The following is a 21490-nucleotide window of genomic DNA, read 5'->3' as shown; positions in this document are numbered from 1 at the left end:
TGCCCACCCTACGATACCGAACTAGGCCTCCACCCCGAACGTCAGCCCGGCGTGATCGACCAGCCGCTTGATCAGCTTGTGCTGCATCGCCGCGCCCGGGGTCCAGAAGCCGGCTGGCACATCTGTCACATCGCGCAACAGGCAGATCGCGCATTCCGAGATCATCTTCGAGGTCGAGCCGTAGCCGGGATCGCGATCGCCGGTGACGCCGGCGCGGACCATGCGGCCGTCGGGTGCGATCGCGATATAGAGCAGATCGAAGAGACCGTTTTCGCGCTCTTCCTTCGAAGGCCCCTCGCCGGGCTTCGGTGCGTCCGGGCCGGTCTTACCGGCGTTCGCCGCCATCACGCGTTTGGCGTTGGCCTCGCCCTTCTCGCCGGGACCGGTCAGAACCATCTCGTCGTAGACGAACTCGCGGCCGTAGGGAAAGCCCATCAGCATGTTGGAGCGGTGGACGTTGCGCGTGTTGATCAACGCCATCATGAAGGGCGCGGTCCAGGATTGCAGGTCCTCCTCGAAGGCCGCCCTGTTGCCCTTCGGCTGCTTCGGGCCGGTGAAACCGGGCGTCAGCGCGAAGTGATCGTTGAGAATGGCGACAAGGCTGAGATCCTTGGCGACCGCGTCGAAGGTCGCTTTCGCGCTCGCCGCGGTGCCGCCTGACAGCGTGCCGCGCATGTCGCGCACGCGGCCCTTCACGCGCGCGGCGGGCGCACCGAACACACGCCTGGCCTCGTCCTGCACGAAGAACGTGCCGAGCTCGAACGGTACGGAATCGTAGCCGCATGAAAACACGATGCGTGCGCCGCTCTCCTTGGCTTCCGCCTCGTACTTGTCGATCATCTGCCGCATCCACACCGGCTCGCCGCACAGATCGAAATAATCCGTGCCGGTGGCGACGCAGGCCGCGAGCAGTTCCTCACCGTAGAGCTGATACGGGCCGACGGTGGTGATCACCGACATCGTCTGCTCCGCCATCGCCTTCAGCGAGGCCGCGTCCGACGCATCCGCGACGATCAACGGCGTATTGCCGGGCGCGCCGATCGCGTCGCGCACCGATTTCAGCTTGCCGAGGCTACGGCCTGCCATCGCCCATTTGAGTGCGTTGTCGCCCTTGTAATGTTGAGTCAGATATTCGGCGACGAGCTGGCCGGTGAAACCTGTCGCGCCATAGACAACGATGTCGAATTTCGCAGAGCTCATGGTCGGCCTTTACTTCTTCGCGTAACTCACGCCCATGCCGGCACGGACGTCGCTTTGAATACCATAGGGCGGGATCGGATAGCGCAGGCCGTTCCTGGCCAGCGCCTTCATGCCCTCGATCGCCTTGGCGAGATGCGAGGGCTTCAAGGCCATCAGCATCTCCTCGTCCGGCACGCCGCCATAGCGCCGTTCGGCATAGCATGGCAAGGACAGGCTGGGCTCCCCGGTCTTGAGCGCCCGGCCCCAGGAATCCGCGCAGGCGGTCTCACCGACGACGCCCCAGTCGAACTTCTTGTAGCCGGTATATTGCAGCCCGTTGATCAGGATGATCATCTGCCCCGGCGTCGCGTAGACCAGGCAGATGTCGGGCGGATCGAGCCGTCCGCTCGCGAGCGGACTGACCGCGAGCGCCTGATACTGCCCGAACGGAACCACGTCCAGCGCCTCCTGGCGCTTGCGCGCGTCTTCCGCCGTGCCGTGCCAGACGCCGACATAGTTTTCGCCGGCGAGCCATTTTTCATCCTGCGGCGCAAGGCCGATCACCGCACGGCACTGCGCGCCGACGAGATCGTCGGCGGTGATGCCGACCGTCCAGCCCAGACGTGCGGCCATGCTGACGATCTGGTCGGTGGTGTGCACCGCGTTCGGCCGCCGGATTTTCGGGATCGCCTCCATGTCGGCGGCACGCGCGAACAGCTTCATGCCGATCACCGTCGTCTTCAGCCGCAGCAGGCTGTTGAGGTCGGCAACGAGGCCGGCAAGATCGATCCTGTCTGCGCTCTGCTGTTGCATGCCGTCCTCCCGACCGGCCATCGCGCGCCGGTACCGTGCTCTTGTTTTGCGGCTCTCGTTTTAGTCCTTGCCGGGTCCCGGAAGCAACTCGCCGGTCCGCCCCAGGATGCGATACGTCAAGAGGCCGATCCATTCGCGCACGGCGACGTCGGTCTTGCCGAGACCGTCCGCCCCGTTGCGGGTGAAGGCGAAGAGCTCGTCGCGCCCGCCCATCCGCCAGTCGACCGGATAGGCTTCGACATCAAATCCGGCCTTGCGAAAAATCCCGATCGAGCGCGGCATGTGGAAAGCCGACGTGACCAGAAGCCAGCGTTCGCCCGGCTTCGGCGTCACCAGCTGCTTGGTGAAGATCGCGTTCTCCCAGGTGTTGCGGGAGTCGCGTTCGAGGATCAGGCGTTCCTTCGATATGCCCAGGCTTTCCAGGATCGGCGCGGTGTAGTCGGCCTCCCTCGCCTCCGTCGAGACCAGGTTCGCCGTGCCGCCGGTGAAGACGATGCGGGCATTCGGATAGCGTCGCGCGAGCTCGGCCGGCGCCAGCATGCGATCGGCCGCGTGCCCGACCACCGGCGTGCGATGCGCCGCCGACAGATCGGTGTCGATCGAGCCGCCGAGCACGATGATGCCGTCGGGCGCGCCCCGCGACGGGTCCCACGCCGGAAAGCGCGACTCCAGCGGATAGAGCAGAAGATTGCCGAGCGGCGAGAACGCGACCAGTGCCAGCAGGACCAGCGTGGTCACGGCGAGCTTGCGGCCGAGCGCTGCAAAGCGCGTCGCCATCAAGACGAGCGACAGGATTCCGAGCTCGACCAGGAGATTGACCGGCAGCAGCGCGGTGCCGAGGGTCTTGGAAAGAAAGAAATACAGGGGAGCCTCGCTGGACTGATCGTGCCTTGCGCGGGCTTGACCGGCCCGTCCATCTTCAGAAATCTTCTTGAAAGAGGATCGATCGCCCGGTCAAGCCCGGGCATAACAAGTTCTCATGACGAGTTCTGATCAAACCGAACGGACGCGGCAAATGACCCATCACCACCTGCATTCAAGTCCCGAAACCTGCCATTGGGGCTTCTTCGAAGCCGCGCTCGAGCCCGTCGTCACCATCAAAAGCGGCGATGAGGTGACGGTCGACACCATCAGCGGCGGGCCCGACATGCTGCCCGACCGCGACAAGTTTCACATTCCGCCGGAGATGCTCGAGGTTCATGCCAAAAACGAGCGCATGCTGCCCGGCCACATCCTCACCGGCCCGGTCGCGGTCGAGGGTGCCGAGCCCGGCGACGTGCTCGCGGTCGAGATCCTCGACGTCCAGCTCCGGCAGGATTGGGGCTGGAACATGATCAAGCCGCTGTCCGGCACCCTGCCCGACGATTTCCACGAGACGCGCATCCTGAACATCCCGCTCGACCGGGCGCGGATGGTCGGCCGCATGCCCTGGGGCCTCGATCTGCCCCTCAAGCCGTTCTTCGGCGTGATGGGCGTCTCGCCGCCGCCGGCCTGGGGCCGCATCTCCTCGCTCGTGCCGCGCGCGATGGGCGGCAATCTCGACAACAAGGAACTCGGCGCCGGTGCGACGCTGTACCTGCCCGTGTTCGTCCCCGGCGCGCTGTTCTCCTGCGGCGACGGCCATGGTGTGCAGGGCGACGGCGAGGTCTGCGTCACCGCGATCGAGACCGCGCTCCAGGGTCGCTTCCGCCTGACGCTGCGCAAGGACCTGCGGTTCGACTATCCCCGCGCCGAGACGGCCACGCATTACATGACCATGGCCATGGATCCCGACCTCGACCAGTGCGTGGTGCGCGCGCTGCGCGACATGATCGTGCTGCTCGGCGAGACGCGAAACCTGTCGCGCGAGGACGCCTATACGCTGTGCAGCCTGGCGGCCGATCTGCGGGTGACGCAGACCGTCAACGGCTGCAAGGGCATCCATTGCATGATCGAAAAGGCGATCGTGCACGGCTGAGCCAGACCCGGCTCCCCTGACCTGTTGACGCCACGCCGCCGCGCGGTCTCCCGCGCGGCGCATCCTGGCGTGTCTAATTTCCTATGAGATTCCAATGGGCTAAGCGACGCCCTCAGCTTGCATTTGACTCCTGCCCCTGGACACCTAAATAGAGTCTTAATCGTTACTTTTATGTACCCGAGTAAGAGGCTAGCGTTCGGGCCATGGCCACCGAAAAAGCCGAGACTGACCGCATTCCCGTAACCTTGGCGCTCTCGACCATCACCTACCTGGAGAAGTTGGTGAGACAGGGCACCCACGGCACCAGCGTTCCCGGCGTCGCACGTACACTGATCGAGGAAGGCATCCGTCTCGCCATCAAGGATGGACTTCTGTCGATTCGCGACAATGGCAGGACGTGAGCACGCGCCGGACGTGAGGCGGACGGATCTCGACAGGCGGATGGCCGACATCTGCAACCTGGGACCGTTACAATGCCTGTTCTCTCACCAACCTGGACCGACGAACGAGTTGAACTTCTGAAGCAGCACTTCGAGGCCGGCCTCACCTGCAGCGAGATCGCCGCCGGCATCGGCGTCAGCCGCAATGCGGTGATCGGCAAGCTGTCCCGGCTCAATCTCACGCGCGGCAGGACGAGCGACGAGCGCAAGTTCGAGCGGAGCCTCGCGCCGCGGCGCGGGACGCGAGCCGTGCCGCGGCTGCAATATGAGATGCTCGCCACGATCTACGGCGAGACCGGCGCGCCCGTGGTCGCAGGTCCAATCGACGATGCCAATCGCTGCTCGCTGCTGGAGCTTGCCGAGAATTGCTGCCGCTGGCCGATCTCGACGCCGGGTGCAGACGACTTCTGCTTCTGCGGCAATATCGCGCCCGACGGCCAGTCCTACTGCACCGGCCACAGCCGCCTCGCCTACCGGCCGAACTCACGCCCCCGCGTGATGCGCGGCTGAAGGCGAAGTCCCAAAACGAAAAACCTCCGGCGGGGCATCGCCGGAGGTTTCTGGAGGCTTAGCATGAGGCTAAGAGCCGTGACTTTCGTAATCGGCTAAAAACAAGATAGCTGATCAACTCAGGTAAGTAAATAAATTTGAGGACGATCGAATCGCATAGCTCGTCTTCGTCGCTTGCAACGGGCTGCCGGATTTTCCGAAATCTGCTTTCATGAAAAAGCCCCGGCGGGTATCCCGCCGGGGCTCTGTCAGATCGTGAACGGCCTTGAGCTTACCAGTTGCGCTGGGCGCGCAGCAGCAGGCTGTAGGTGTCCTGGTCCTTCAGCTCGTACGTGGCGGCCGGCTTGGCAACCGACGTCAGCGCCGGGCTGGTGATCACGCCCGAGTACTTCTGGTCGAGGTGGCTGTAGGTGAAGTCAGCCGAGAAGGTCAGGTTCTTCACCGGCGTCCAGCGGGTGATGACACCCACCTGGCCGATGTTGAAGTCCGGGTTGCAGGTGCCGGTCAGGGTCGCGAACGCGGCGCTTCCGCAGATCATGGACTTGGCCGTGCCGCTGTAGTTGACCGCAGCCCACGCGCCGTAGAGCGCCGTGTTCCAGTACGGGCTCCAGTTGTGGGTGTAGGCACCACGGAAGCCGTAGGTCTTGGTCAGCTCGAGCTGGCCGCTGGGACCGAACACCGCGTCAGACACGCCGGCAAAGCCGATGCTCTGGTACGCGCCGCCCGAACCGCCGAACATCGAGTAGCTGGTCGCAGCCAGCTCCTGGAAGTTGTAGCGGCTCGCACCTTCTGTGTAGACGCCCGAGAGGTTGATCACGTCGCCGGCACCGGTCGGGATGTTCTTGATCTGCAGAGCGAGCTGCACGGCCCAGCCCCACTTGTCTTCCGGATGACCTGTGACTTCGGTCGCACCGTAGTAGGCGGCGTGGTTGTCGTGCGCGGCCACCGACGCCTGGAACAGGCCCCAGGCCTGGTCGACGCGGACCATGGCGACGAGGTCGGGAGACCGGGTGCCGCCAAAGTCGCTCGTACCGTAAGCGCCGCCGAGAACGCTGGAGGTGGTCATGCCCGCGGTGTTCCAGATGTTGGTCTGGAAGGCCTGGGTCTGATCCTGCGCCGAGAACGCAGCCGTCACGCCCTGGCCGAAATCAGCGGTGTAGGTGAACTGGGCAACGCCGTTGGTGGTGCCGCTGCCGCCGACCAGCTGGTCGAAGTTGTTGCCGGGATAGTTGATCCAGGGCGCGTCGAACTGCGACACCGCCTTACCCATCGTGAAGCCCGCGAACTGGACGAAGGCGTAGTAGACGCCGAGCGTACCACCCGAGATATTGCCCGCGTTTGCGTTGTTCGGCGCAGACACGCCGGTGCTTCCGAGTTGTGAGTAAACGGTCGCACCCGGCGTCGTGCCGCTTCCCGTCGTGAAATCGGTCGTCCAGGTGAACACGGCGTCAAAATAAGTACGAACCACGCCGTATTCGGTCGCGGTACGGGTATCGATGTTGAGGTCTTCGCGAGCGCGCGCCGAGTAGTAGTTGGCCAGGCGGTTATTCGCGGCGGAAACGCCGTTGTAGGAGCCGCTGTAGTTGCCGCCGGCATTGAGCGCGACTTCAGCACGCAGATAGCCGCCGAGCTTGATGCAGGTATCGCTGCCCGGGATGTAGTAGAAACCCGCGCCGTAGAGCGTGCAGATCTTCACGTACTCGACCGCCTTGGCCTTGACCGGAAGATCGGCCGCCTGGGCTCCACCGACGGCCATCAGAACCGCCGAAGTGCCGAGCAAAAGGCTCTTCACCACTTTCATATAAAACCTCCAAGTTGCTCATTTTGCGGAGACCGGACCGTGAGGCCCCCCAGATCCCCGTCTCTTCAAATCCGCTCGGCCGCTTCGCGCTTTTGGACACACCCGCATCGACGCGAGGGACGTGAGCGAACCACCTGCAACGGGACGATTGAGTACCCCCCACCGTCACGGGCCAATATGCCTGCGCCGTTCCTCTAATCAAAATAGTTTATTTGGTAAGCTTTGTGGTTTCAATAAACCTGTGCCTCCGGCGCAACACTCGGGCTGCGGCAAATAGACTGAGCTGCTCATCTTTGTAATTTTAGTGACAAAATTACCCTGCTCTGCACTTGCGTCAGGGCAGGCTTGCGTGGACTATGGCCGTGCAAGACACCGGCCGGCAAAGAATCAGATCACGGGGAGTGACGCTGTGTCAGCGACGAGGAAAGAAGGGGCGCGCCTCCGCCCCATCGGCAATCTGGATATCATCAGGCGTTTCACCTGGGAGATATCGTCGATCAACATGTATCTGGAGGAGCTGCGTCAGTTCTGGGCGCGGACGCTGGGCATCAGCGGTCCGCAATGGCTGATCCTGATGGCGATCTCCGACCTCGACAAGGACGACGGCGTTCCGGTCAACGTGGTCTCCAAGCTGCTCCACGTCGACCCGTCCTTCGTCACCACCCAGTCCAAGCTGCTCGAGAAGAAAGGCCTGCTGCGCCGGCGGCCCTCGCCCACCGACGCCCGCGTGGTGCGGCTGTCGCTGGTCGACAAGACGCAGAAGCACATCGCCAGCCTCAACGAGCAGTACAAGACGATTCGCGAATTCGTCTTCCAGGAGTTCGACGAGAACGAGCTGACCGAATTCACCGGCAAGCTCGCGACGCTGAAGACCCGGCTCGAAAAGGCCTGCGTCCGGATCTCTCTCGACTTCTGAGCAGCCGTTCAGATCCGCCGGCCGCCGGCGCCGAGCTGCGATTCCAGCCAGTCGAAGATATATTCGTTGGCTAGGCTGGGATTGTCCGCGTGGGCCTGCGCCGCGCCGGTCTCTTCCGCGGTAAACACCTTCAGCACGATATCGGAGCTGCCGAGGCGCGACTTCTGCACGATCTGGCGCGCCCGGTCGGCCTTGAGCCAACCGTCCTCGCCGAGCGTGATCAGCACCGGACAGTCGACGCTGGAGGCCATCAGCGGCGAATGCGGCACCGGGACGATGCTGAGGTCGCTCATCGCAAAACGGCTGGCGAAAAAGGATCGCTCGTGCAGGTCCCACAGGCCGCCGTCGCACACGGCTGCTGCGAATCGCGGCTCCTGCAACACCGCGCGGGCAACGAAGGAAGACCCCCACCCGTCGGCCACGATCGCGACGCGATTGAAATCGACGTCGCTGCGCGTCTCCAAATAGTCCATGACGCTCGCAATCGAGCTCTCGAGATCCCGGCGCTGCAACAGCGTGTCGGTATAGTCGTCGCGCTGGTCGCCGAGCAGATCCAGCGCCAGCATCGACAAGCCGCGCTCGCGCGCATGCGGCGCGAGCTTGAACAGGAATTCTTCCTTGCGATGGCCCGGCTCGCCGATACAGATCACGGTCGGAGCCCGCCCATTCGCCGACGGCGCGGGCAGGAAATAGCCTTGCAATGCGTGTCCGTCGTCGGCCCAGGGAATCGTCACGACTTCGCCGGCCGGACCGCGTGCAGTGAGGAAGCGCCGCGCGCATTCCTGCATCGCGAGCACCGCGACCCAGCGGCGCTCGTCGTCCTGATCCAGCGGCATCGCGGCCGCGCCGTAGTAGTTCATCGCCCGCAGCCAGTTGCGCTGCGCGGTCGCCATGTGGCCTTCCGCGTATGCCGCCTCGGCACGATGCCGGTTGGCTTGCGCCAGCCTCTTCCATTCACGGTGCCAGGATTGCTCGCCGCCCTGCTTGAGCTGGCGTGCGATCATCAGGCATTCTGCGATAGTGGCGCCGCCCTCCTGCGCCGCGGTGAGGAGCCGCGAGAATTCAGCGGAAATGTCCTCTCTCTCCGGGCAAAGGATCCAGTCGTCGGAGAGGCATGCGGGTATCATCGGAGCTACGCTTTATGATGGCATTACCCCTGTTTGACTAAACTATTTTGGTTCCCCAACCAAGCTGCCGTGCGCCGAATGAGAGCCGTTCGAGATCACCATCGCTTGAACATTGCTTGAACGACGAGCATGTCGCATGCGTGACATTCCAAATCGTCATAAGCCGGCCAATACTGGCAAGAGGTGGCACGCAAAATTGCCTGCGCACCTCTTGCCATGATGGTCATCATACCTATATCGGCGCGCGTTCGTCGACGATGTCAGCCGAGCCGCCAGCCGACCTCCTGTGTAAAGCTCTCGTAGAAGGCGCGGTCATAGGCCTGCTCCGGCGTTGCCCGCACGCGCTCGTCAAGACGCTTTGCGTCCTCGCCCACAAGAATGCGCCAGCGCTCGGCCTTGACGCCGTCGAGGATGATTTTCGCGGCCTGCGCAGCCGTCGTCGGCGCATCTTCGAGGAAGCTGCGGGCGCGCTCGGCGAACGCCGCCTGGATGTCCTCGTCCGACATCCTGTCGGCATCCGGCACGCCGGCCGCGACCATGCGCTTGCGGGTCAGCGCGACCTCGTCGGCATTGAGCCGCTCCGACCCGTCGGCGCTCTGCACCTTGCGCGAATTGGAGACGATGGAAGTGCCGATATGGCCGGGCATCACCACCGAGCATTTGACATGCGGCGCATGCAGGCGGAGGTCGTTGATCAGCGCTTCGGTAAATCCCTTCACCGCGAACTTGGCCGAGCTGTAGGCGGTGTGCGCCTGCCCCATGCCGATCGAGGCCCAGAACCCGTTGACGCTGGCGGTGTTGACGATGTGGGCCTCGTCCGCGGCGACCAGCATCGGCAGGAACGTGCGCACGCCGAGATAGACGCCGCCCCAGCAGATGTTGAAGGTGCGCTCCCACTGCTCGCGCGTATTGGTGAACAGGCTGCCGCCGCCACCGATGCCGGCATTGTTGAACAGGAGATGGATCCTGTCCGTCTTCTGCTGCTCGGCGAGCTCATCGCGGAAGCGCTTCAGATGATCCTCGATCGAGACGTCGGCGACATGCGTCGTGACGCGTAGGCCCTGCGGCAGCTTCTCGACCTCGCAGAGCCGCCTGGTCTCGGCCATCGCGGCTTCGGAGACGTCGCACATCGCGACATTGCACCCCTCGGCGACGAGCTGCCGCGCGAGCTCGCGTCCCATTCCCGTGCCGCCGCCAGTGATGACGGCGATCTTTCCTGCAAAATCCTTCATGGGACTTCGGTCCCTCCCCTTGTCGGTATGTTTCTTCACAGCTGGCGCCGCGCATCGGGGCGCGCGCAAAATGTAGCAGCGCCGCATCCGCAGGTAAAAGCGGATCGGCGCTGCCATCTTCACATCAGTTATTTCGGGCTGCGGACTATTCAGCCGCTTCGACGCGCGCCCCGTTCAGCGCCCCGAGCGCCTCCAGCGCCTTGCGGGTCGCGGCCTGCTGCGCCGGCGAGGCCTCCGGCATCGGCGCGCGCGGATAAGTCTTCGGCAAGCCCTGGAGCGTCTGGGCGTAGCGCGTGCAGGCCGGCAGGTTGTCGGCGATAACAGCGTTCCACAGCGTCAGCAGCTTCTTGTGCAGGTCGAGCGCGCGCGGATGGTCGCCCGCCTTCACCGCATCCCACAGCGCGACGGACGCATGCGGTGCCGCAGTCAGGATCGCGGCGATCGAGCCATGGGCCCCGAGCGTATAGGACGGATACATCAGGGCATCGACGGCGCTGTAGATCAGCTTGTCCGGCGCCATCATCATGAGGTCCGCGAACAACTTGAGGTCGCCCGCGCTCTGCTTGACGCCGACCACCAGCGGCACCTCGGTCATGATCCGCGTCAGCAGCGCCGGCGAGAGGTACGACCACGGCACCACGTTGTAGATGATGATGGGCATGCCGGTCTCGTCCGCCATGGCGCGGAAATGCGCGACCATCGCCTCGTCGTCCGGCTTGAACAGGTAATGCACCGGCGTGACCTGGAGCGCTGCGACATTCATGTCGCGCACCAGCTTGCCGCGGCGGATCGCATCGCGCGTGGAGTCCACGATGATGCCGGCGATGACAGGAATGCGCCCGTTCACCGCTTCCACCGTCGCGGCCATGAGGTCGCGATATTCCTCGTGATCGAGCGTGTGGCCCTCGCCGGTCGAGCCGCCGGCCGCGACGCCGTGCGCGCCGGCGCCGATCATCCAGTCGACCTGGGGCGCCACGAGCCCAAAGTCGATCTCACCGTCTTTTCGGAACGGCGTCGTCATCGGCGGGATCACGCCGGTCGGTCGTGCCTTCATGGTCTGCCCTCGCGTTTCCTTTGGTCCTGTGGCGGTCCCGCTCTTTTGACGAGTATCCGCAAGCTTCCGAGCCTATCGGCTGCGCAGGCCTTGTGAAGGGGCGGTTCGCGCGGCGCTGCCCCCACAATCAATCATTCCTGCGCTCATTCCTGCGTCGATCGCTGTGGGTTCCCCGTATTTGTCCGGCTTCGGTTTAGGGGCAATTTTTTTACAATCCGAATCGCCAAATGGGGGTGGCCGCGGGGGTCGAGTCGGCTAGGCCAGCGTGTTGTTTGTGTCACAGGCTCTGGCACTCCGCTTGCATCCTCTTCGTGGTCTGAAACGACCGATGAGGTGACAGGAATGTTCGTGACCGTGGTTGCCGTGCTCTGCCGGCTGAGCGCAGCCAGCTCAGGCAGTTGCATCGAGGAAATCGTGACCGACAGCAACATGACGCCCGAGATGTCGATGATGCAGTGTGCGATCGGCGCACAGGCCCCGCTTGCAAAATGGATGGGCGAGCATCCGATCTATCACGCCAACTGGCGCCTCGAGCGCTACAAATGCGTGCCGGGTCATTACGAGATCAAGGGCCACGCCTAAGGCCACGCAAGACGACCGATGAGGAAACGCCCCGGAGGCCGCCTGGTCTCTCCGCACGGGAACCACTGGCGCCAGACCCCATTGCGGCGGCGCGCCGCTGTGACAACGATCACGCCTTCGCTTTAAGCCACTGCACGCAGAATGATCGCACGCGCATGTCGCCCTTCCGGCGTCGGCATCAGCGCAAAATTGTGCGGCTGGTCACGGAGCAGATGCAGTTCGACCGCCACGCCCGCCGCCCTCGCCCGCTCCGCGAGATCGACGCTGTCAGGGTAGAGCAGATCGCGCGTGCCCGAGAAGATCGTCATCGGCGCGAGCGAACGGAAGGCGCCGTTGAGCGGGCTGACGAAGGGATGGCCGACATCGAGCTCGCCGGCATAGAGCCGCCCCGCCTCGACGATCCCCGGAATGTCCTGGATCGGATCGCGCGCCGCGATCTCGACCTGCTCCGGGCGGCTGACCGACGCATCGGCCGCGGGCGAGATCAGCATCAGCCGGCCCGGCTGCCGATGCCCGCGATCGCGCAGCCACTGGCAGGCGGCGAGCGCAAGGCCCGCGCCCGCGGAGTTGCCGACCACCGTGACCTTTGCAGGTCCCGCATCCTCCAGCAGCATCCGCAGCAGCTCGGCCGTCGCCGGCACGACGTCCTTCGCGGTCGCGCGCGGCGCCAGCGGATAGATCGGCACGACGCACACGACGCCCCCCTTGCGCGTCATCTCGCCGACGAAGCGCCAATGCGCCGGCACGATCTCGTTGATGTAGCCGCCGCCATGCAGGAACATGACGAAGTTGCAGCCCTCATGGCCCGAAGACGGCGCCGTGTAATAGACCGGCCATCCGCCCATCTTGGTCAGCGTCGCCCCGACGCCGCGGCCTAAACCCGTCGGCTCGTAGGAGGCTGGCTGCAATGCGAGCTTCTGCACATGTGCCTGCACCGCCTCGACGGACGCGAGCTGCTGCTTGTATGGAAGCAGCCTGAGCAGCAGGTTGAAGGCGCGGCTTTGCAGGCTCGGCGCGGGATCGCGCGGCGCCCGCGCACCGAACACGCAGCCGCCCGGGCAGAATTGAAAAGCCGACACAAGTCTTGCAACGCTCATGGTCCGTTCCCCACCTGGCTCAGCGTCCATATGGCGACAAAGAGAGCTGGCGACAGGCCGCCACATGCGAATATAATGCGAGTATTCGCTCGCTTTTCCTACTCGCATTTGGATCGCAAGGACCATGGCGCGCAAACCGCCGACAAAACCCCGGAAAAATGCCTCGCAGGCGCGATCCCGCGCCACCGTCGACGCGCTGGTCGAGGCGACCGCTCGCATTCTGGTCCGCGAAGGTTTCGAGAAAGCGAGCACCAACCGCATCGCCGAAATCGCCGGCGTCAGCGTCGGCTCACTCTACCAGTATTTTCCCAGCAAGGAGGCGCTGGTTGTCATCGATCGCCACAACGACGAGATCATGCAAATCGTCCGCGCCGCGTTCGTCGAGGTCGCGGACATGCCGATCGAGAAAGCCGTGCGCCGCTTGGTCACCGTCGCGATCGAGGCCCATCACATCGACCCCGACCTGCACCGCGTCCTCGCCGAGCAGATTCCACGCTCCGGTCGGCTCGCCGAGGTCGAAGCCTTCAATCACGAGGTCGACGGCCTTGTCCGCGCCTATCTCGAAAGCCACCGCAAGGAAATGCGCAAGATCGATCCGGGGCTGGCAGCCTTCATGTGCGTCAGCGCGATCGAAGCGGTCGCGCACAACACGGTGCTGAACCCGGCCGAGATGTTGTCGGAGAAAATGGTGCGGACGCTGGTGGATGAGACGACACGGATGGTGGTGGGGTATCTGAGGTAGTTTGCGAAACCGTCGCCTCATGCACCCTCTACGCGGGAGAGCGGGCATCCTGCTAAGCGGTTGATTTATCTGCGGGCTGCATTGAGCCGAGCCCATGGCCATGAGTTTTCCATTTTTGATGGCGATCAATTCAGCTTTCTTAATTGAGGACAAAACATATGCCCAAGGAAAATTGCCTGATAGTCCATGCCGCCGGAAGACAGCTCGACCTACTGCGCGGAGAGGCTTCCCGCATTGCGAAGGCGAACAACGTCGACTGGTGGATCGATCGTGCCGACGTCGGCACACTTTTTTGCTTTGAAGACGCAAATGCTACAGATGCCTTCGCTCGCACCTGCGACAACCTCGGAGTCCGATGCCAAGACCGCTAGCTCAAAAACCCCGCCGGCTTTGTGAGCCGGCGGGAGTTGAGTGAATACCTACGAAAACCGGCCCATCGCCAAACGCGCGTCGGACGGTGGGGCCGTTCCGGGTGGATGGCGGGACCTTGAGGAGGTCCAGATTCGCCACAGACCAATTTTTCAATCTCTCCCTTGGAGAGTCGTTCCTCAGACGCCGCGATGCCAATATTTTTGTGATCTGGCGCAAAAGGAAGGCCCCAGCCAATGGGGAAGACCGGGGCCTTCACAGGCCTTGCGATGGATCACACGCAAGACCGATCGCTGGATAGCTGCAGGAGCGCTCGTTCCTCCTGCGGACGCAATCTCGACCCAAGTTGGCTGCAACTCCAGATGAGTCGCGAGAGCCAGCATTCCAGCAGCCAAATAGGGGCTAGAGTGTGTCCGAAGTTGCAGCAGACGCGGGCGAAAACCAACGTGCTGAAGCCGCTATCCGACTCGAGTGTTTCGCAAATTATCGATTCTTCGCAGGTCGAACCCGCGGCGAGCGACTAGGGCGCGTGGGTGAAGATATCCACTCGTCGATTTCGTCTGGCTCTACTCGCCACGAAGGTGAGACGCCATCGGCTGTCCGGGCTGTGACACGGTATCGGCGCTTACGCAGCTTGGCTGCCAAATTCTTCGCGCCGTCTTCGTCTCGACATTCAATAGAAAAATTACCGTAACAAACAACCCAGCGCTTCCGACTTACTTTTCGTTTGGATCGCGCTGAACGCTCCATCTAAGGGACCCCGTGAGTCCCCAAGCCCATCCCAGTATCAAGACTCCATTCTTACCAAACCGTTTAAACCTGTCCGCGACCTCGCCAAGGGCAGCAGACCGCGGCGCGGACGCTACTTGCTTGCCGCCAGGACAGGTGACGCATCATAGCGCGGAGAGAAGCCAACTCCGCTCCGGACGTCGCGCCTCCCAAGTCCCTGCGACAATGCATTGAAGCAGCCGTCGTGAATACTCCCCCGTCCCACAGGCTGGCATGGTGACATCATGCTCCTGTTTTGCCCGACGCGTCAAACCGATTCGGAAAAACGTCATCCGCCAATGGTTTCGCTACTGTGCATGGGGTTGTTTTCGACATTTTAATTTGCCGACCACCGAAGCGGCCACCCGCTACCGGTCGTCGCGCATGCGTCACGCAGCGGGAGCAGGCTCCACGCCGACGGTCAATCCACCGATGAGTTGGAAAAAATGGTCGGAGCGAGAGGATTTGAACCTCCGACCCCTAGTCTCCCAGACTAGTGCGCTAACCGGGCTGCGCCACGCTCCGAACGTCGTTCCATTAGCTAGGATCGCCGCTTTGCGCAAGGCGAGGTCACACCATTTTGGCGTCCTGCCCCCAAGGCCTCGGAACTGCCGGCAAAGCTCGCGAAAAGCGCCCTCACCCGTCCTTCAGCGCCTGATCCAACATTTCCCGGCAGGCGACGAGGTCGGCGAGTGCCCGTCCGAGGCGCTCCCGATCGATGGCGCTGGGGCCGGTGGGTGCGGCGGCAGCGCCGCCCTTGCGGAAGGTGGTGAGGATGTCCTCGTCGTCGACCTCGGTGAAGCGGAAGTCGATGCCTTCCTCCTCGTCGCCCTGGTAGTCGTCATCGTCGGTGTCAGTGATGCCGCGGATGGGCGCCTCGTCGTCGTCGGGCTCCATCAGGCTCTGGCCGATGGCGTCCTCGATGGCCCCGAACGAGACCGCGGCCGCGCTGTCGGCGAGGCCCTGCACCGACTTGACGCCGTGCTCTTTCAGGATCCGCTGCACCCCGCGGATGGTGTAGCCCTCCCCGTAGAGCAGGCGGCGGATGCCCTTGAGCAGGTCGACGTCGTCGGGGCGGTAGTAGCGGCGGCCGCCGCTGCGCTTCATCGGCTTGATCTGGGAGAATCGGGTCTCCCAGAACCGCAGCACGTGCTGCGGAATGTCGAGTTCCTGCGCTACTTCGCTGATGGTTCGGAACGCATCCGGCGCCTTGTCCAAATGCCAAATCCTTCGCGCAGGCGGTTACGCCTCGGGTTGAGCCTTGCTGGCATCGCCATTGCCGCGATGCTGGGTGTTGATCCGCTGCTTCAGGATCGCCGACGGCTTGAACACCATGACGCGGCGCGGCGAGATCGGCACCTCGGTGCCGGTCTTCGGGTTACGACCGATGCGCTGACCCTTCTTGCGGACCATGAAGGAGCCGAAAGAGGACAATTTCACCGTCTCGCCCTTCTCCAGGCAGTCGGTGATCTCCTTCAGCACGAGTTCCACGAACGCAGACGATTCCGTCCGCGACAGGCCCACCTTCTGGTAGACGGCCTCGCAGAGATCAACACGCGTTACGGTTTTGCTTTGATCGGTCATCGCCCTGCCCCACATCACGGCGAACAATTGTTGTCTGAAATTATGAGGTTACGATACGGCGGTCAACAGCGCTCATCAATGCAGACGCATCGATAATCGCGGCTAATTCCGGCAAAATTTTATCGATTGTGGCCCTACCAGCGCACCAGCGCGGAGCCCCAGGTGAACCCGCCGCCCATCGCCTCCAGCAGAACCATGTCGCCGCGCTTGATGCGGCCGTCCTTGCGCGCCACCGACAGCGCCAGCGGGATCGAGGCCGCCGAGGTGTTGCCGTGGCGGTCCACCGTCAGCACCACCTTCTCCGGCGCGATGTGGAGCTTGTGGGCGGAGGCGTCGATGATTCGCTTGTTGGCCTGGTGCGGCACGAACCAGTCGATGCTGTCGGCATTGAGCCCGGTGGTCTGGAAGGCGTCGACGATCACGTCGGTGATCATGCCCACCGCGTGCTTGAAGACCTCGCGGCCCTCCATGCGCAGATGGCCGACGGTCTGGGTCGAGGACGGACCGCCGTCGACGAACAGCTTTGCCTTGTGGCGGCCGTCGGAGCGCAGATGCGTGGTCACGATGCCGCGGTCGGTCGCGGCATTGCCCGGCTGCTCCTGCGCCTCCAGCACGACCGCGCCGGCACCATCGCCGAACAGCACGCAGGTGCCGCGATCGTTCCAGTCGAGAATGCGCGAGAAGGTTTCGGCGCCGATCACCAGCGCGCGCTTGAAGGCGCCGGTGCGCAGGAAATTGTCGGCGGTGGCGAGCGCGAACACGAAGCCCGAGCACACCGCCTGGAGATCGAACGCCGCGCCATGGTTGATGCCGAGCGCGTGCTGCACCGCGACCGCGCTCGCAGGGAAAGTGTTGTCGGGCGTCGAGGTCGCCAGCACGATCAGCTCGATCGACTGCGCGTCCACGCCGGCGTCGCTGAGCGCGGCCTGCGCCGCCTTGATCGCCAGATGCGAGGTGAACTCGCCCTCGGCCGCGATATGCCGCTCGCGAATGCCGGTGCGCTGCACGATCCACTCGTCGGACGTGTCGATGCGCGCCGCCAACTGGGCGTTGGTCACCACCTGCTCCGGCAGATAAGAGCCGCAGCCGAGCACGACCGAACGAATTTGAGTCACGAAACAGCCTCCTGCGCGGCCTGCACGGAACTAAGTGCACCACCCTCGCGGTTGAGCATCTGATTGATCTTGTTCAGGAGATCGTAGTGAGCCATCTCATAGCCAACATCGATCGCATAGGCAAAGCCTTCGGCGCTGGTTCCACCGTGGCTCTTGACCACCAGTCCGTTCAGACCCAGGAACACGCCGCCATTGGACTTGTTCGGGTCCATTTTGTCGCGCAGGGCCTGGAAGGCGCTGCGCGCAAAAAGATAGCCGAGCTTGGACAGCCAGTTCCGCTGCATCTCGCTGCGGAGTAATTCCGCCATCTGCCGGGCGGTTCCCTCGGCGGCCTTCAGGGCAATATTGCCGCTGAAACCTTCGGTCACGATGACGTCGGCGAGCCCCTTGCCGATGCCGTCGCCCTCGACGAACCCGATATAGTCGAGTTCCGGCAGGTTTCTGGCACGCAGGATTTCTCCGGCCTCGCGGATCTCCTCGTGCCCCTTGATCTCCTCGGTCCCGATATTGAGCAGGCCGACCGTAGGCCGGGGCTTGTTGAACAGCACGCTCGCCATCGCAGCACCCATGAGCGCGAGCGCCACCAGATGGTGCGCGTCGCCGCCGATGGTGGCGCCGAGGTCGAGCACGGCGGACTCGCCGCGCTTGGTCGGCCATATCCCCGTAATCGCCGGGCGGTCGATCCCTTTCAGCGTGCGCAGGTGGAAGCGCGCCATCGCCATCAGCGCGCCGGTATTGCCGGCGGAGACGGCGACATCCGCTTCGCCCTTCTTCACCGCGTCGATGGCGAGCCACATCGAGGAGGTCCTGCGGCCGCGCCGCAGCGCCTGACTCGGCTTGTCCGAGCCGCTGACCGCAACGTCGGTATGGATGATCTTCGACGCGGCCTTGAGGGCGGGATGCTTCTCGAGTTCGGGCTCGATCTTGGCGCGGTCCCCGACCAGCAGGAACTCGATCTCGCGATGCCTCTGAAGCGAGATGGCGGCGCCTGGAATGACCACGGCGGCGCCGACGTCGCCCCCCATGGCGTCAAGCGCGATGCGAACCTTGCTTGGCATAAAAGTCCTGGAAACCTGGTCTGGTGCGGTCTTGAACGAGCGGGGCCGCAAATGGATTCGCCATGGACATGGCGACCGGCCTAGCGCCACGCCGCGCCCGGACCGGGGCGCGACAATAGCGTTTTGTTATCCCGAAACAACCTCTTGCCCCCAGCCTTTTGCATTCGGGGCGATCTGCGGGCGGCGGCACGATTTCAGAAGAAATATATCGAAATCAGATAGATAAGCCGGCCTTTCAACCGACTGCCGCAAGCGCCTCGCGCCCCGTAGCAACGCGGGTCTTACGGGGAATGCCCAGCTATTTGCCTTTCTTTCTGTCCTGAAGCGCCTTCAACCCCGCGAAGGGATGGTCCTCCGGATCGAGGGCGGTGACTTCGGCCTCGAATACGGCTCCCTCCTTGCGCGGATAGGGATCGACCGCGAGAAACACCGCGTCGGTCGCGATCCGGCCAAGGTCGATGATTCCATTGATGATCGCCTCCGGCGGATCGATCACCTCCGGGGGCTCCGCGTCGTCCTGTCCCTCCTCGATCAAGTCGGCCATCTTCCGAACCTCGGCTTCGGGGGCGAACACCAGGTCCACCTCCTCCTCGATCTCGCTCTCGATCGGATCGAGGGTGACGACGCAGGTCTGGCCGATCCGGGCCCTGACGCTGCCCGTGACCTGGAAGCGGCCGCCGCTTTTCGGCACGATTTCGAGGTCGGCCTGGGCGGAAAGGACCTCCCGCAAGCCGGCGACCTCGGCCATCGCCTGCCGCTCGATGGCCGAGGCCTCGAGCTTGCGATGCAGGCCGGTGTCGGGAATCTGCGCGACGATGACGGGCGACCGCCAGGGATCGGGCCTAGCTTCGGCATTCGGTCGGCTCATGGCGTGATGTCCTCCGTGAGCGCTGGGGGAAATTTGAAGGACGCGCACAGCAACGCGGCCTCGTCGGCCCGGCCGAGATCGGCCTCGGTGGCCCGGGCGTAAGCCGCGAGCTGTCGGGCCTGGTCCATCCTCGTCCCATTCAAGATATTCTTGCAGATCGCCGCTGCCAGCGCCTCGCCGCCGTCCATGGCCTGGTCATAGGCCTGCACCCGGCCGTAGAAGGCCTCACCAAAAGCCCGCATCCGCTTCGGCACGGTCTGGTCGCCGATCCCCATCTCGCGCAGATTGTCGTCCATGTCCTCGCAGAAGCGGTCGAACAGCGCCTGGGACAGCTCCGTGGCGCCCTGGACCGTGCGCAGACGCCGCAGCAGCAGCCAGAGATGCAGCAGCAACAGGTCGAAACGGCCGTTAACCGTATCGGGTACGCCCAAGTCGCGGTAAAATATGGGTTCTCGCGCCTGCGTCACGATCATGCCATAGATGGCTTCAATGGTGCCGCGCGGGGCTTGCCGGGGTTTCCTGAAGTGATTGAACGGCCAAACCATTGTGGGTTCCGCAAGCGGGCGTGCGTGTGTTGCAATTGCAGCCTCCGCCCGGTACTTCAGCGCCTCGCGCGACGCAAGGGGACGGAATCAGTTCCGCTATGACGATAACGAACCAGACCAGCCTGCGCGCCGACAAGCCGCGCGGCCATCATGCACGCTGGCGCGGCTTGCGCATGCTCGCCGCCGTGGCTCTGGTCGGCGCCGCCCTTGCCGGCTGCACCGGCGAGCAGTTCCAGAAGGGTTACATCCTGCCGCCCGGCGCGCTGGAGCAGATTCCGATCGGCGCGAGCCAGGACCAGGTGCTGATCGTGATGGGCACGCCCTCCACGGTCGCGACCCTCGACGGCGAGGTGTTTTACTACATCTCGCAGCGCTCGGAGCGGATGGTCGCCTTCATGAACCAGAAGGTGGTCGACCAGCGCGTCATCGCGATCTATTTCGACAAGAACCGGCGCGTGCGCCGGCTGGCGAATTACGGCCTCCAGGACGGCAAGATCTTCGACTTCATCAGCCGGACCACGGCGACGTCGGGCCAGGAGATGAGCTACCTCGCGCCGCTGTTCAAGCTGCTCAGCTTTAACTGAGTCTTCAGCCTGCGGCGTCGTGCCGCCTCCCGCGCGGCACTTGCCGTCGCGCACGGCTTGCCGTTGCGCGTCCGGTTCCATACGCTCCCTGCAAAACAAGAAGCAGGGAGTGGATTCGTGCACAATAAATTTCTGTCTCGCCGCCGCGTACTCGCGGGTGCTGCCGGCCTCTCGGCCGCAGCGATCCTGCCGCGATCGAGCCTGGCCGACTGGAAACCCACCGAAAACGTCCGCGTCGTTGTGCCGGCTGCGGCCGGCGGCTCGACCGACGTCATGGGCCGGCTGCTGGCTGCCCATATGCAAACCGCCTGGGGCCAGTCGGCCGTCGTGGAAAATCGCTCCGGCGGCGGCGGCACCATCGGCACCGCCGAGGTGGTCCGCGCCAAGCCGGACGGCCACACCATCCTGATCGGTAACCCCGGGCCGAACGCGATCGCCTACAGCATCTTCAAGAACCTCACCTACAAGCCGGACCAGCTCCAGCCGGTCTCCAACATGATCCGGATCCCGAACATCGTCTCGGCGCATCCGAAGACCGGCATCAAGTCGGTCGCCGAGCTGATCGCGTATCTGAAGGCGAACCCGGACAAGCTAAGCTACGCCTCGTCCGGCGTCGGCCAGAGCCCTCACCTCACCGGCGCCTGGTTCCTCCAGCTCACCGGACTGAAGATGACGCACATCCCGTTCCGCGGCGCAGGGCCGGCGCTCCAGGCCGCGCTTGCCGGCGACATCCAGATCCTGTTCGACAATCTCTATCCGAGCCTGCCGCAGGTGCAGAACGGCACCCTCACCGGCCTCTGCGTCACCACGACCGAGCGCAGCGACCTTGCGCCGAACCTGCCGACCATGCGCGAGAGCGCGCCGGAGCTGGCCAATTTCGACGTGTCGTCGTGGTTCTCGGTGTTCCTGCCGAAGGGCGTTCCCGCCCCCGTGCTCGAAGCGCTCAATCTCCAGGTCAAGGCGATGCTGGAGCGCGACGACATCAAGAAGAACATCGCCGCCATGGGCGCCCGCGCCGACTACGGCACGCCGCAGCAGTTCGCCGACTTCGTGGACGCCGAGACGAAGAAGTTCGCCGGCATCATCCAGAAGGAAGGCCTGCAGATGGACGTGCAGTAGCTACGTCCTCCGTCATTGCGAGCGAAACGA

22 protein-coding genes and 1 tRNA gene are annotated in these 21490 nt (G+C 64.0%); 8 read left to right on the top strand and 15 right to left on the bottom strand.

Annotated elements, in window-relative coordinates; translation table 11 throughout:
- Window positions 1–21 precede the first annotated feature (21 nt).
- The 3 genes from JQ627_RS06375 to JQ627_RS06365 are packed head-to-tail and all read right to left on the bottom strand — an operon-like array spanning window position 22 to window position 2769.
- Window positions 22–1200, bottom strand: coding sequence for a trans-acting enoyl reductase family protein (locus JQ627_RS06375; RefSeq protein ID WP_212483316.1), 1179 nt, complete (start codon window positions 1198–1200; stop codon window positions 22–24).
- A gap of 9 nt (window positions 1201–1209) precedes the next feature.
- Complete coding sequence (locus JQ627_RS06370) at window positions 1210–1992, bottom strand: DUF169 domain-containing protein (protein ID WP_212483315.1); 783 nt, start codon at window positions 1990–1992, stop codon at window positions 1210–1212.
- 60 nt (window positions 1993–2052) lie between these two features.
- Window positions 2053–2769, bottom strand: coding sequence for a YdcF family protein (locus JQ627_RS06365; protein WP_249142935.1), 717 nt, complete (start codon window positions 2767–2769; stop codon window positions 2053–2055).
- Window positions 2770–3007: 238 nt separating this feature from the next.
- Between JQ627_RS06365 and JQ627_RS06360 the strand changes: the two genes are divergently transcribed.
- From JQ627_RS06360 to JQ627_RS06350, 3 genes are all read left to right on the top strand, one after another.
- Window positions 3008–3949: an acetamidase/formamidase family protein gene (locus JQ627_RS06360; protein ID WP_212483314.1), complete on the top strand. Its 942-nt coding sequence runs from the start codon at window positions 3008–3010 to the stop codon at window positions 3947–3949.
- 203 nt (window positions 3950–4152) lie between these two features.
- The gene (locus JQ627_RS06355; RefSeq protein WP_007603456.1) at window positions 4153–4350 is read left to right on the top strand and encodes a hypothetical protein; all 198 of its coding nucleotides are present in this window, start codon (window positions 4153–4155) and stop codon (window positions 4348–4350) included.
- A gap of 72 nt (window positions 4351–4422) precedes the next feature.
- On the top strand, window positions 4423–4899 hold the full coding sequence (locus JQ627_RS06350; protein WP_212483313.1) for a GcrA family cell cycle regulator: 477 nt from the start codon (window positions 4423–4425) through the stop codon (window positions 4897–4899).
- A gap of 271 nt (window positions 4900–5170) precedes the next feature.
- On the opposite strand, the gene JQ627_RS06345 is transcribed toward JQ627_RS06350, so the two are convergent.
- Complete coding sequence (locus tag JQ627_RS06345) at window positions 5171–6700, bottom strand: porin (RefSeq protein ID WP_212483312.1); 1530 nt, start codon at window positions 6698–6700, stop codon at window positions 5171–5173.
- 409 nt (window positions 6701–7109) lie between these two features.
- Here JQ627_RS06345 and JQ627_RS06340 point away from each other — a divergent pair, with 409 nt between their 5' ends.
- Window positions 7110–7616, top strand: a complete 507-nt coding sequence (locus JQ627_RS06340; RefSeq protein WP_212483311.1) for a MarR family transcriptional regulator — start codon at window positions 7110–7112, stop codon at window positions 7614–7616.
- A gap of 8 nt (window positions 7617–7624) precedes the next feature.
- Here the strand turns inward: JQ627_RS06340 and JQ627_RS06335 are convergent, their stop codons facing one another.
- The 3 genes from JQ627_RS06335 to JQ627_RS06325 all read right to left on the bottom strand — a co-directional run bounded on the left by JQ627_RS06335 (window position 7625) and on the right by JQ627_RS06325 (window position 11029).
- The gene (locus JQ627_RS06335) at window positions 7625–8743 is read right to left on the bottom strand and encodes an alpha/beta hydrolase (protein WP_212483310.1); all 1119 of its coding nucleotides are present in this window, start codon (window positions 8741–8743) and stop codon (window positions 7625–7627) included.
- Window positions 8744–9003: 260 nt separating this feature from the next.
- Window positions 9004–9975, bottom strand: coding sequence for an SDR family oxidoreductase (locus tag JQ627_RS06330; RefSeq protein WP_212483309.1), 972 nt, complete (start codon window positions 9973–9975; stop codon window positions 9004–9006).
- Between the two features lie 145 nt (window positions 9976–10120).
- Complete coding sequence (locus JQ627_RS06325) at window positions 10121–11029, bottom strand: dihydrodipicolinate synthase family protein (protein WP_212483308.1); 909 nt, start codon at window positions 11027–11029, stop codon at window positions 10121–10123.
- Window positions 11030–11371: 342 nt separating this feature from the next.
- On the opposite strand from JQ627_RS06325, the gene JQ627_RS06320 reads away from it, so the two are divergent.
- On the top strand, window positions 11372–11611 hold the full coding sequence (locus JQ627_RS06320; protein WP_028152628.1) for a hypothetical protein: 240 nt from the start codon (window positions 11372–11374) through the stop codon (window positions 11609–11611).
- A 122-nt stretch (window positions 11612–11733) separates the two neighbouring features.
- Here JQ627_RS06320 and JQ627_RS06315 read toward each other — a convergent pair whose 3' ends face one another.
- On the bottom strand, window positions 11734–12708 hold the full coding sequence (locus JQ627_RS06315; RefSeq protein WP_212483307.1) for an alpha/beta hydrolase fold domain-containing protein: 975 nt from the start codon (window positions 12706–12708) through the stop codon (window positions 11734–11736).
- 124 nt (window positions 12709–12832) lie between these two features.
- Here JQ627_RS06315 and JQ627_RS06310 point away from each other — a divergent pair, with 124 nt between their 5' ends.
- Window positions 12833–13450 carry a TetR/AcrR family transcriptional regulator gene (locus tag JQ627_RS06310; protein WP_212483306.1) on the top strand — a complete coding sequence of 206 codons (618 nt, stop codon included), beginning with the start codon at window positions 12833–12835 and terminating at the stop codon, window positions 13448–13450.
- 1584 nt (window positions 13451–15034) lie between these two features.
- Here JQ627_RS06310 and JQ627_RS06305 read toward each other — a convergent pair.
- The 7 genes from JQ627_RS06305 to JQ627_RS06275 form a co-directional block, all read right to left on the bottom strand.
- Window positions 15035–15112, bottom strand: a tRNA-Pro gene (locus JQ627_RS06305).
- A 111-nt stretch (window positions 15113–15223) separates the two neighbouring features.
- Entirely contained in the window at window positions 15224–15805 is a 582-nt protein-coding gene (locus tag JQ627_RS06300; RefSeq protein ID WP_212483305.1) for a MerR family transcriptional regulator, read from the bottom strand.
- Window positions 15806–15829: 24 nt separating this feature from the next.
- On the bottom strand, window positions 15830–16171 hold the full coding sequence (locus JQ627_RS06295) for an integration host factor subunit alpha (protein WP_028152484.1): 342 nt from the start codon (window positions 16169–16171) through the stop codon (window positions 15830–15832).
- Between the two features lie 134 nt (window positions 16172–16305).
- Window positions 16306–17286, bottom strand: a complete 981-nt coding sequence (locus tag JQ627_RS06290; protein WP_212483304.1) for a beta-ketoacyl-ACP synthase III — start codon at window positions 17284–17286, stop codon at window positions 16306–16308.
- A complete protein-coding gene (plsX, locus tag JQ627_RS06285) occupies window positions 17283–18344 on the bottom strand; it encodes a phosphate acyltransferase PlsX (RefSeq protein WP_212483303.1) in 1062 nt (353 codons plus the stop codon). The genes JQ627_RS06290 and plsX overlap by 4 nt, the downstream gene beginning before the upstream one ends.
- A 298-nt stretch (window positions 18345–18642) precedes the next feature.
- A complete protein-coding gene (locus tag JQ627_RS06280; protein ID WP_212483302.1) occupies window positions 18643–19212 on the bottom strand; it encodes a DUF177 domain-containing protein in 570 nt (189 codons plus the stop codon).
- Window positions 19209–19757, bottom strand: a complete 549-nt coding sequence (locus JQ627_RS06275) for a ubiquinol-cytochrome C chaperone family protein (protein ID WP_212483301.1) — start codon at window positions 19755–19757, stop codon at window positions 19209–19211. Before JQ627_RS06275 ends, JQ627_RS06280 begins: the two co-directional genes overlap by 4 nt.
- Before the next feature lie 98 nt (window positions 19758–19855).
- Here JQ627_RS06275 and JQ627_RS06270 point away from each other — a divergent pair, with 98 nt between their 5' ends.
- Both JQ627_RS06270 and JQ627_RS06265 read left to right on the top strand, forming a co-directional pair.
- Window positions 19856–20341, top strand: a complete 486-nt coding sequence (locus JQ627_RS06270; RefSeq protein ID WP_212483300.1) for an outer membrane protein assembly factor BamE — start codon at window positions 19856–19858, stop codon at window positions 20339–20341.
- Between the two features lie 117 nt (window positions 20342–20458).
- On the top strand, window positions 20459–21460 hold the full coding sequence (locus JQ627_RS06265) for a tripartite tricarboxylate transporter substrate binding protein (RefSeq protein WP_212483299.1): 1002 nt from the start codon (window positions 20459–20461) through the stop codon (window positions 21458–21460).
- Window positions 21461–21490: the final 30 nt, after the last annotated feature.

Source organism: Bradyrhizobium liaoningense, from assembly GCF_018130785.1.
Taxonomy (GTDB): Bacteria; Pseudomonadota; Alphaproteobacteria; order Rhizobiales; family Xanthobacteraceae; genus Bradyrhizobium; species Bradyrhizobium liaoningense_A.
The sequence above is the reverse complement of the archived record's forward strand: the minus strand, read 5'-3'. Positions and strand labels throughout refer to the sequence as shown.

Excerpts from the sequence above, each read along its gene's own strand:
- JQ627_RS06375 (WP_212483316.1), bottom strand. The coding sequence starts at position 1,200 with ATGAGCTCTGCGAAATTCGACATCGTTGTCTATGGCGCGACAGGTTTC.
- JQ627_RS06370 (WP_212483315.1), bottom strand. The coding sequence starts at position 1,992 with ATGCAACAGCAGAGCGCAGACAGGATCGATCTTGCCGGCCTCGTTGCC.
- JQ627_RS06365 (WP_249142935.1), bottom strand. The coding sequence starts at position 2,769 with ATGGCGACGCGCTTTGCAGCGCTCGGCCGCAAGCTCGCCGTGACCACG.
- JQ627_RS06360 (WP_212483314.1), top strand. The coding sequence starts at position 3,008 with ATGACCCATCACCACCTGCATTCAAGTCCCGAAACCTGCCATTGGGGC.
- JQ627_RS06355 (WP_007603456.1), top strand. The coding sequence starts at position 4,153 with ATGGCCACCGAAAAAGCCGAGACTGACCGCATTCCCGTAACCTTGGCG.
- JQ627_RS06350 (WP_212483313.1), top strand. The coding sequence starts at position 4,423 with ATGCCTGTTCTCTCACCAACCTGGACCGACGAACGAGTTGAACTTCTG.
- JQ627_RS06345 (WP_212483312.1), bottom strand. The coding sequence starts at position 6,700 with ATGAAAGTGGTGAAGAGCCTTTTGCTCGGCACTTCGGCGGTTCTGATG.
- JQ627_RS06335 (WP_212483310.1), bottom strand. The coding sequence starts at position 8,743 with ATGATACCCGCATGCCTCTCCGACGACTGGATCCTTTGCCCGGAGAGA.
- JQ627_RS06330 (WP_212483309.1), bottom strand. The coding sequence starts at position 9,975 with ATGAAGGATTTTGCAGGAAAGATCGCCGTCATCACTGGCGGCGGCACG.
- JQ627_RS06325 (WP_212483308.1), bottom strand. The coding sequence starts at position 11,029 with ATGAAGGCACGACCGACCGGCGTGATCCCGCCGATGACGACGCCGTTC.
- JQ627_RS06320 (WP_028152628.1), top strand. The coding sequence starts at position 11,372 with ATGTTCGTGACCGTGGTTGCCGTGCTCTGCCGGCTGAGCGCAGCCAGC.
- JQ627_RS06315 (WP_212483307.1), bottom strand. The coding sequence starts at position 12,708 with ATGAGCGTTGCAAGACTTGTGTCGGCTTTTCAATTCTGCCCGGGCGGC.
- JQ627_RS06310 (WP_212483306.1), top strand. The coding sequence starts at position 12,833 with ATGGCGCGCAAACCGCCGACAAAACCCCGGAAAAATGCCTCGCAGGCG.
- JQ627_RS06295 (WP_028152484.1), bottom strand. The coding sequence starts at position 16,171 with ATGACCGATCAAAGCAAAACCGTAACGCGTGTTGATCTCTGCGAGGCC.
- plsX (WP_212483303.1), bottom strand. The coding sequence starts at position 18,344 with ATGCCAAGCAAGGTTCGCATCGCGCTTGACGCCATGGGGGGCGACGTC.
- JQ627_RS06280 (WP_212483302.1), bottom strand. The coding sequence starts at position 19,212 with ATGAGCCGACCGAATGCCGAAGCTAGGCCCGATCCCTGGCGGTCGCCC.
- JQ627_RS06275 (WP_212483301.1), bottom strand. The coding sequence starts at position 19,757 with ATGGTTTGGCCGTTCAATCACTTCAGGAAACCCCGGCAAGCCCCGCGC.
- JQ627_RS06270 (WP_212483300.1), top strand. The coding sequence starts at position 19,856 with ATGACGATAACGAACCAGACCAGCCTGCGCGCCGACAAGCCGCGCGGC.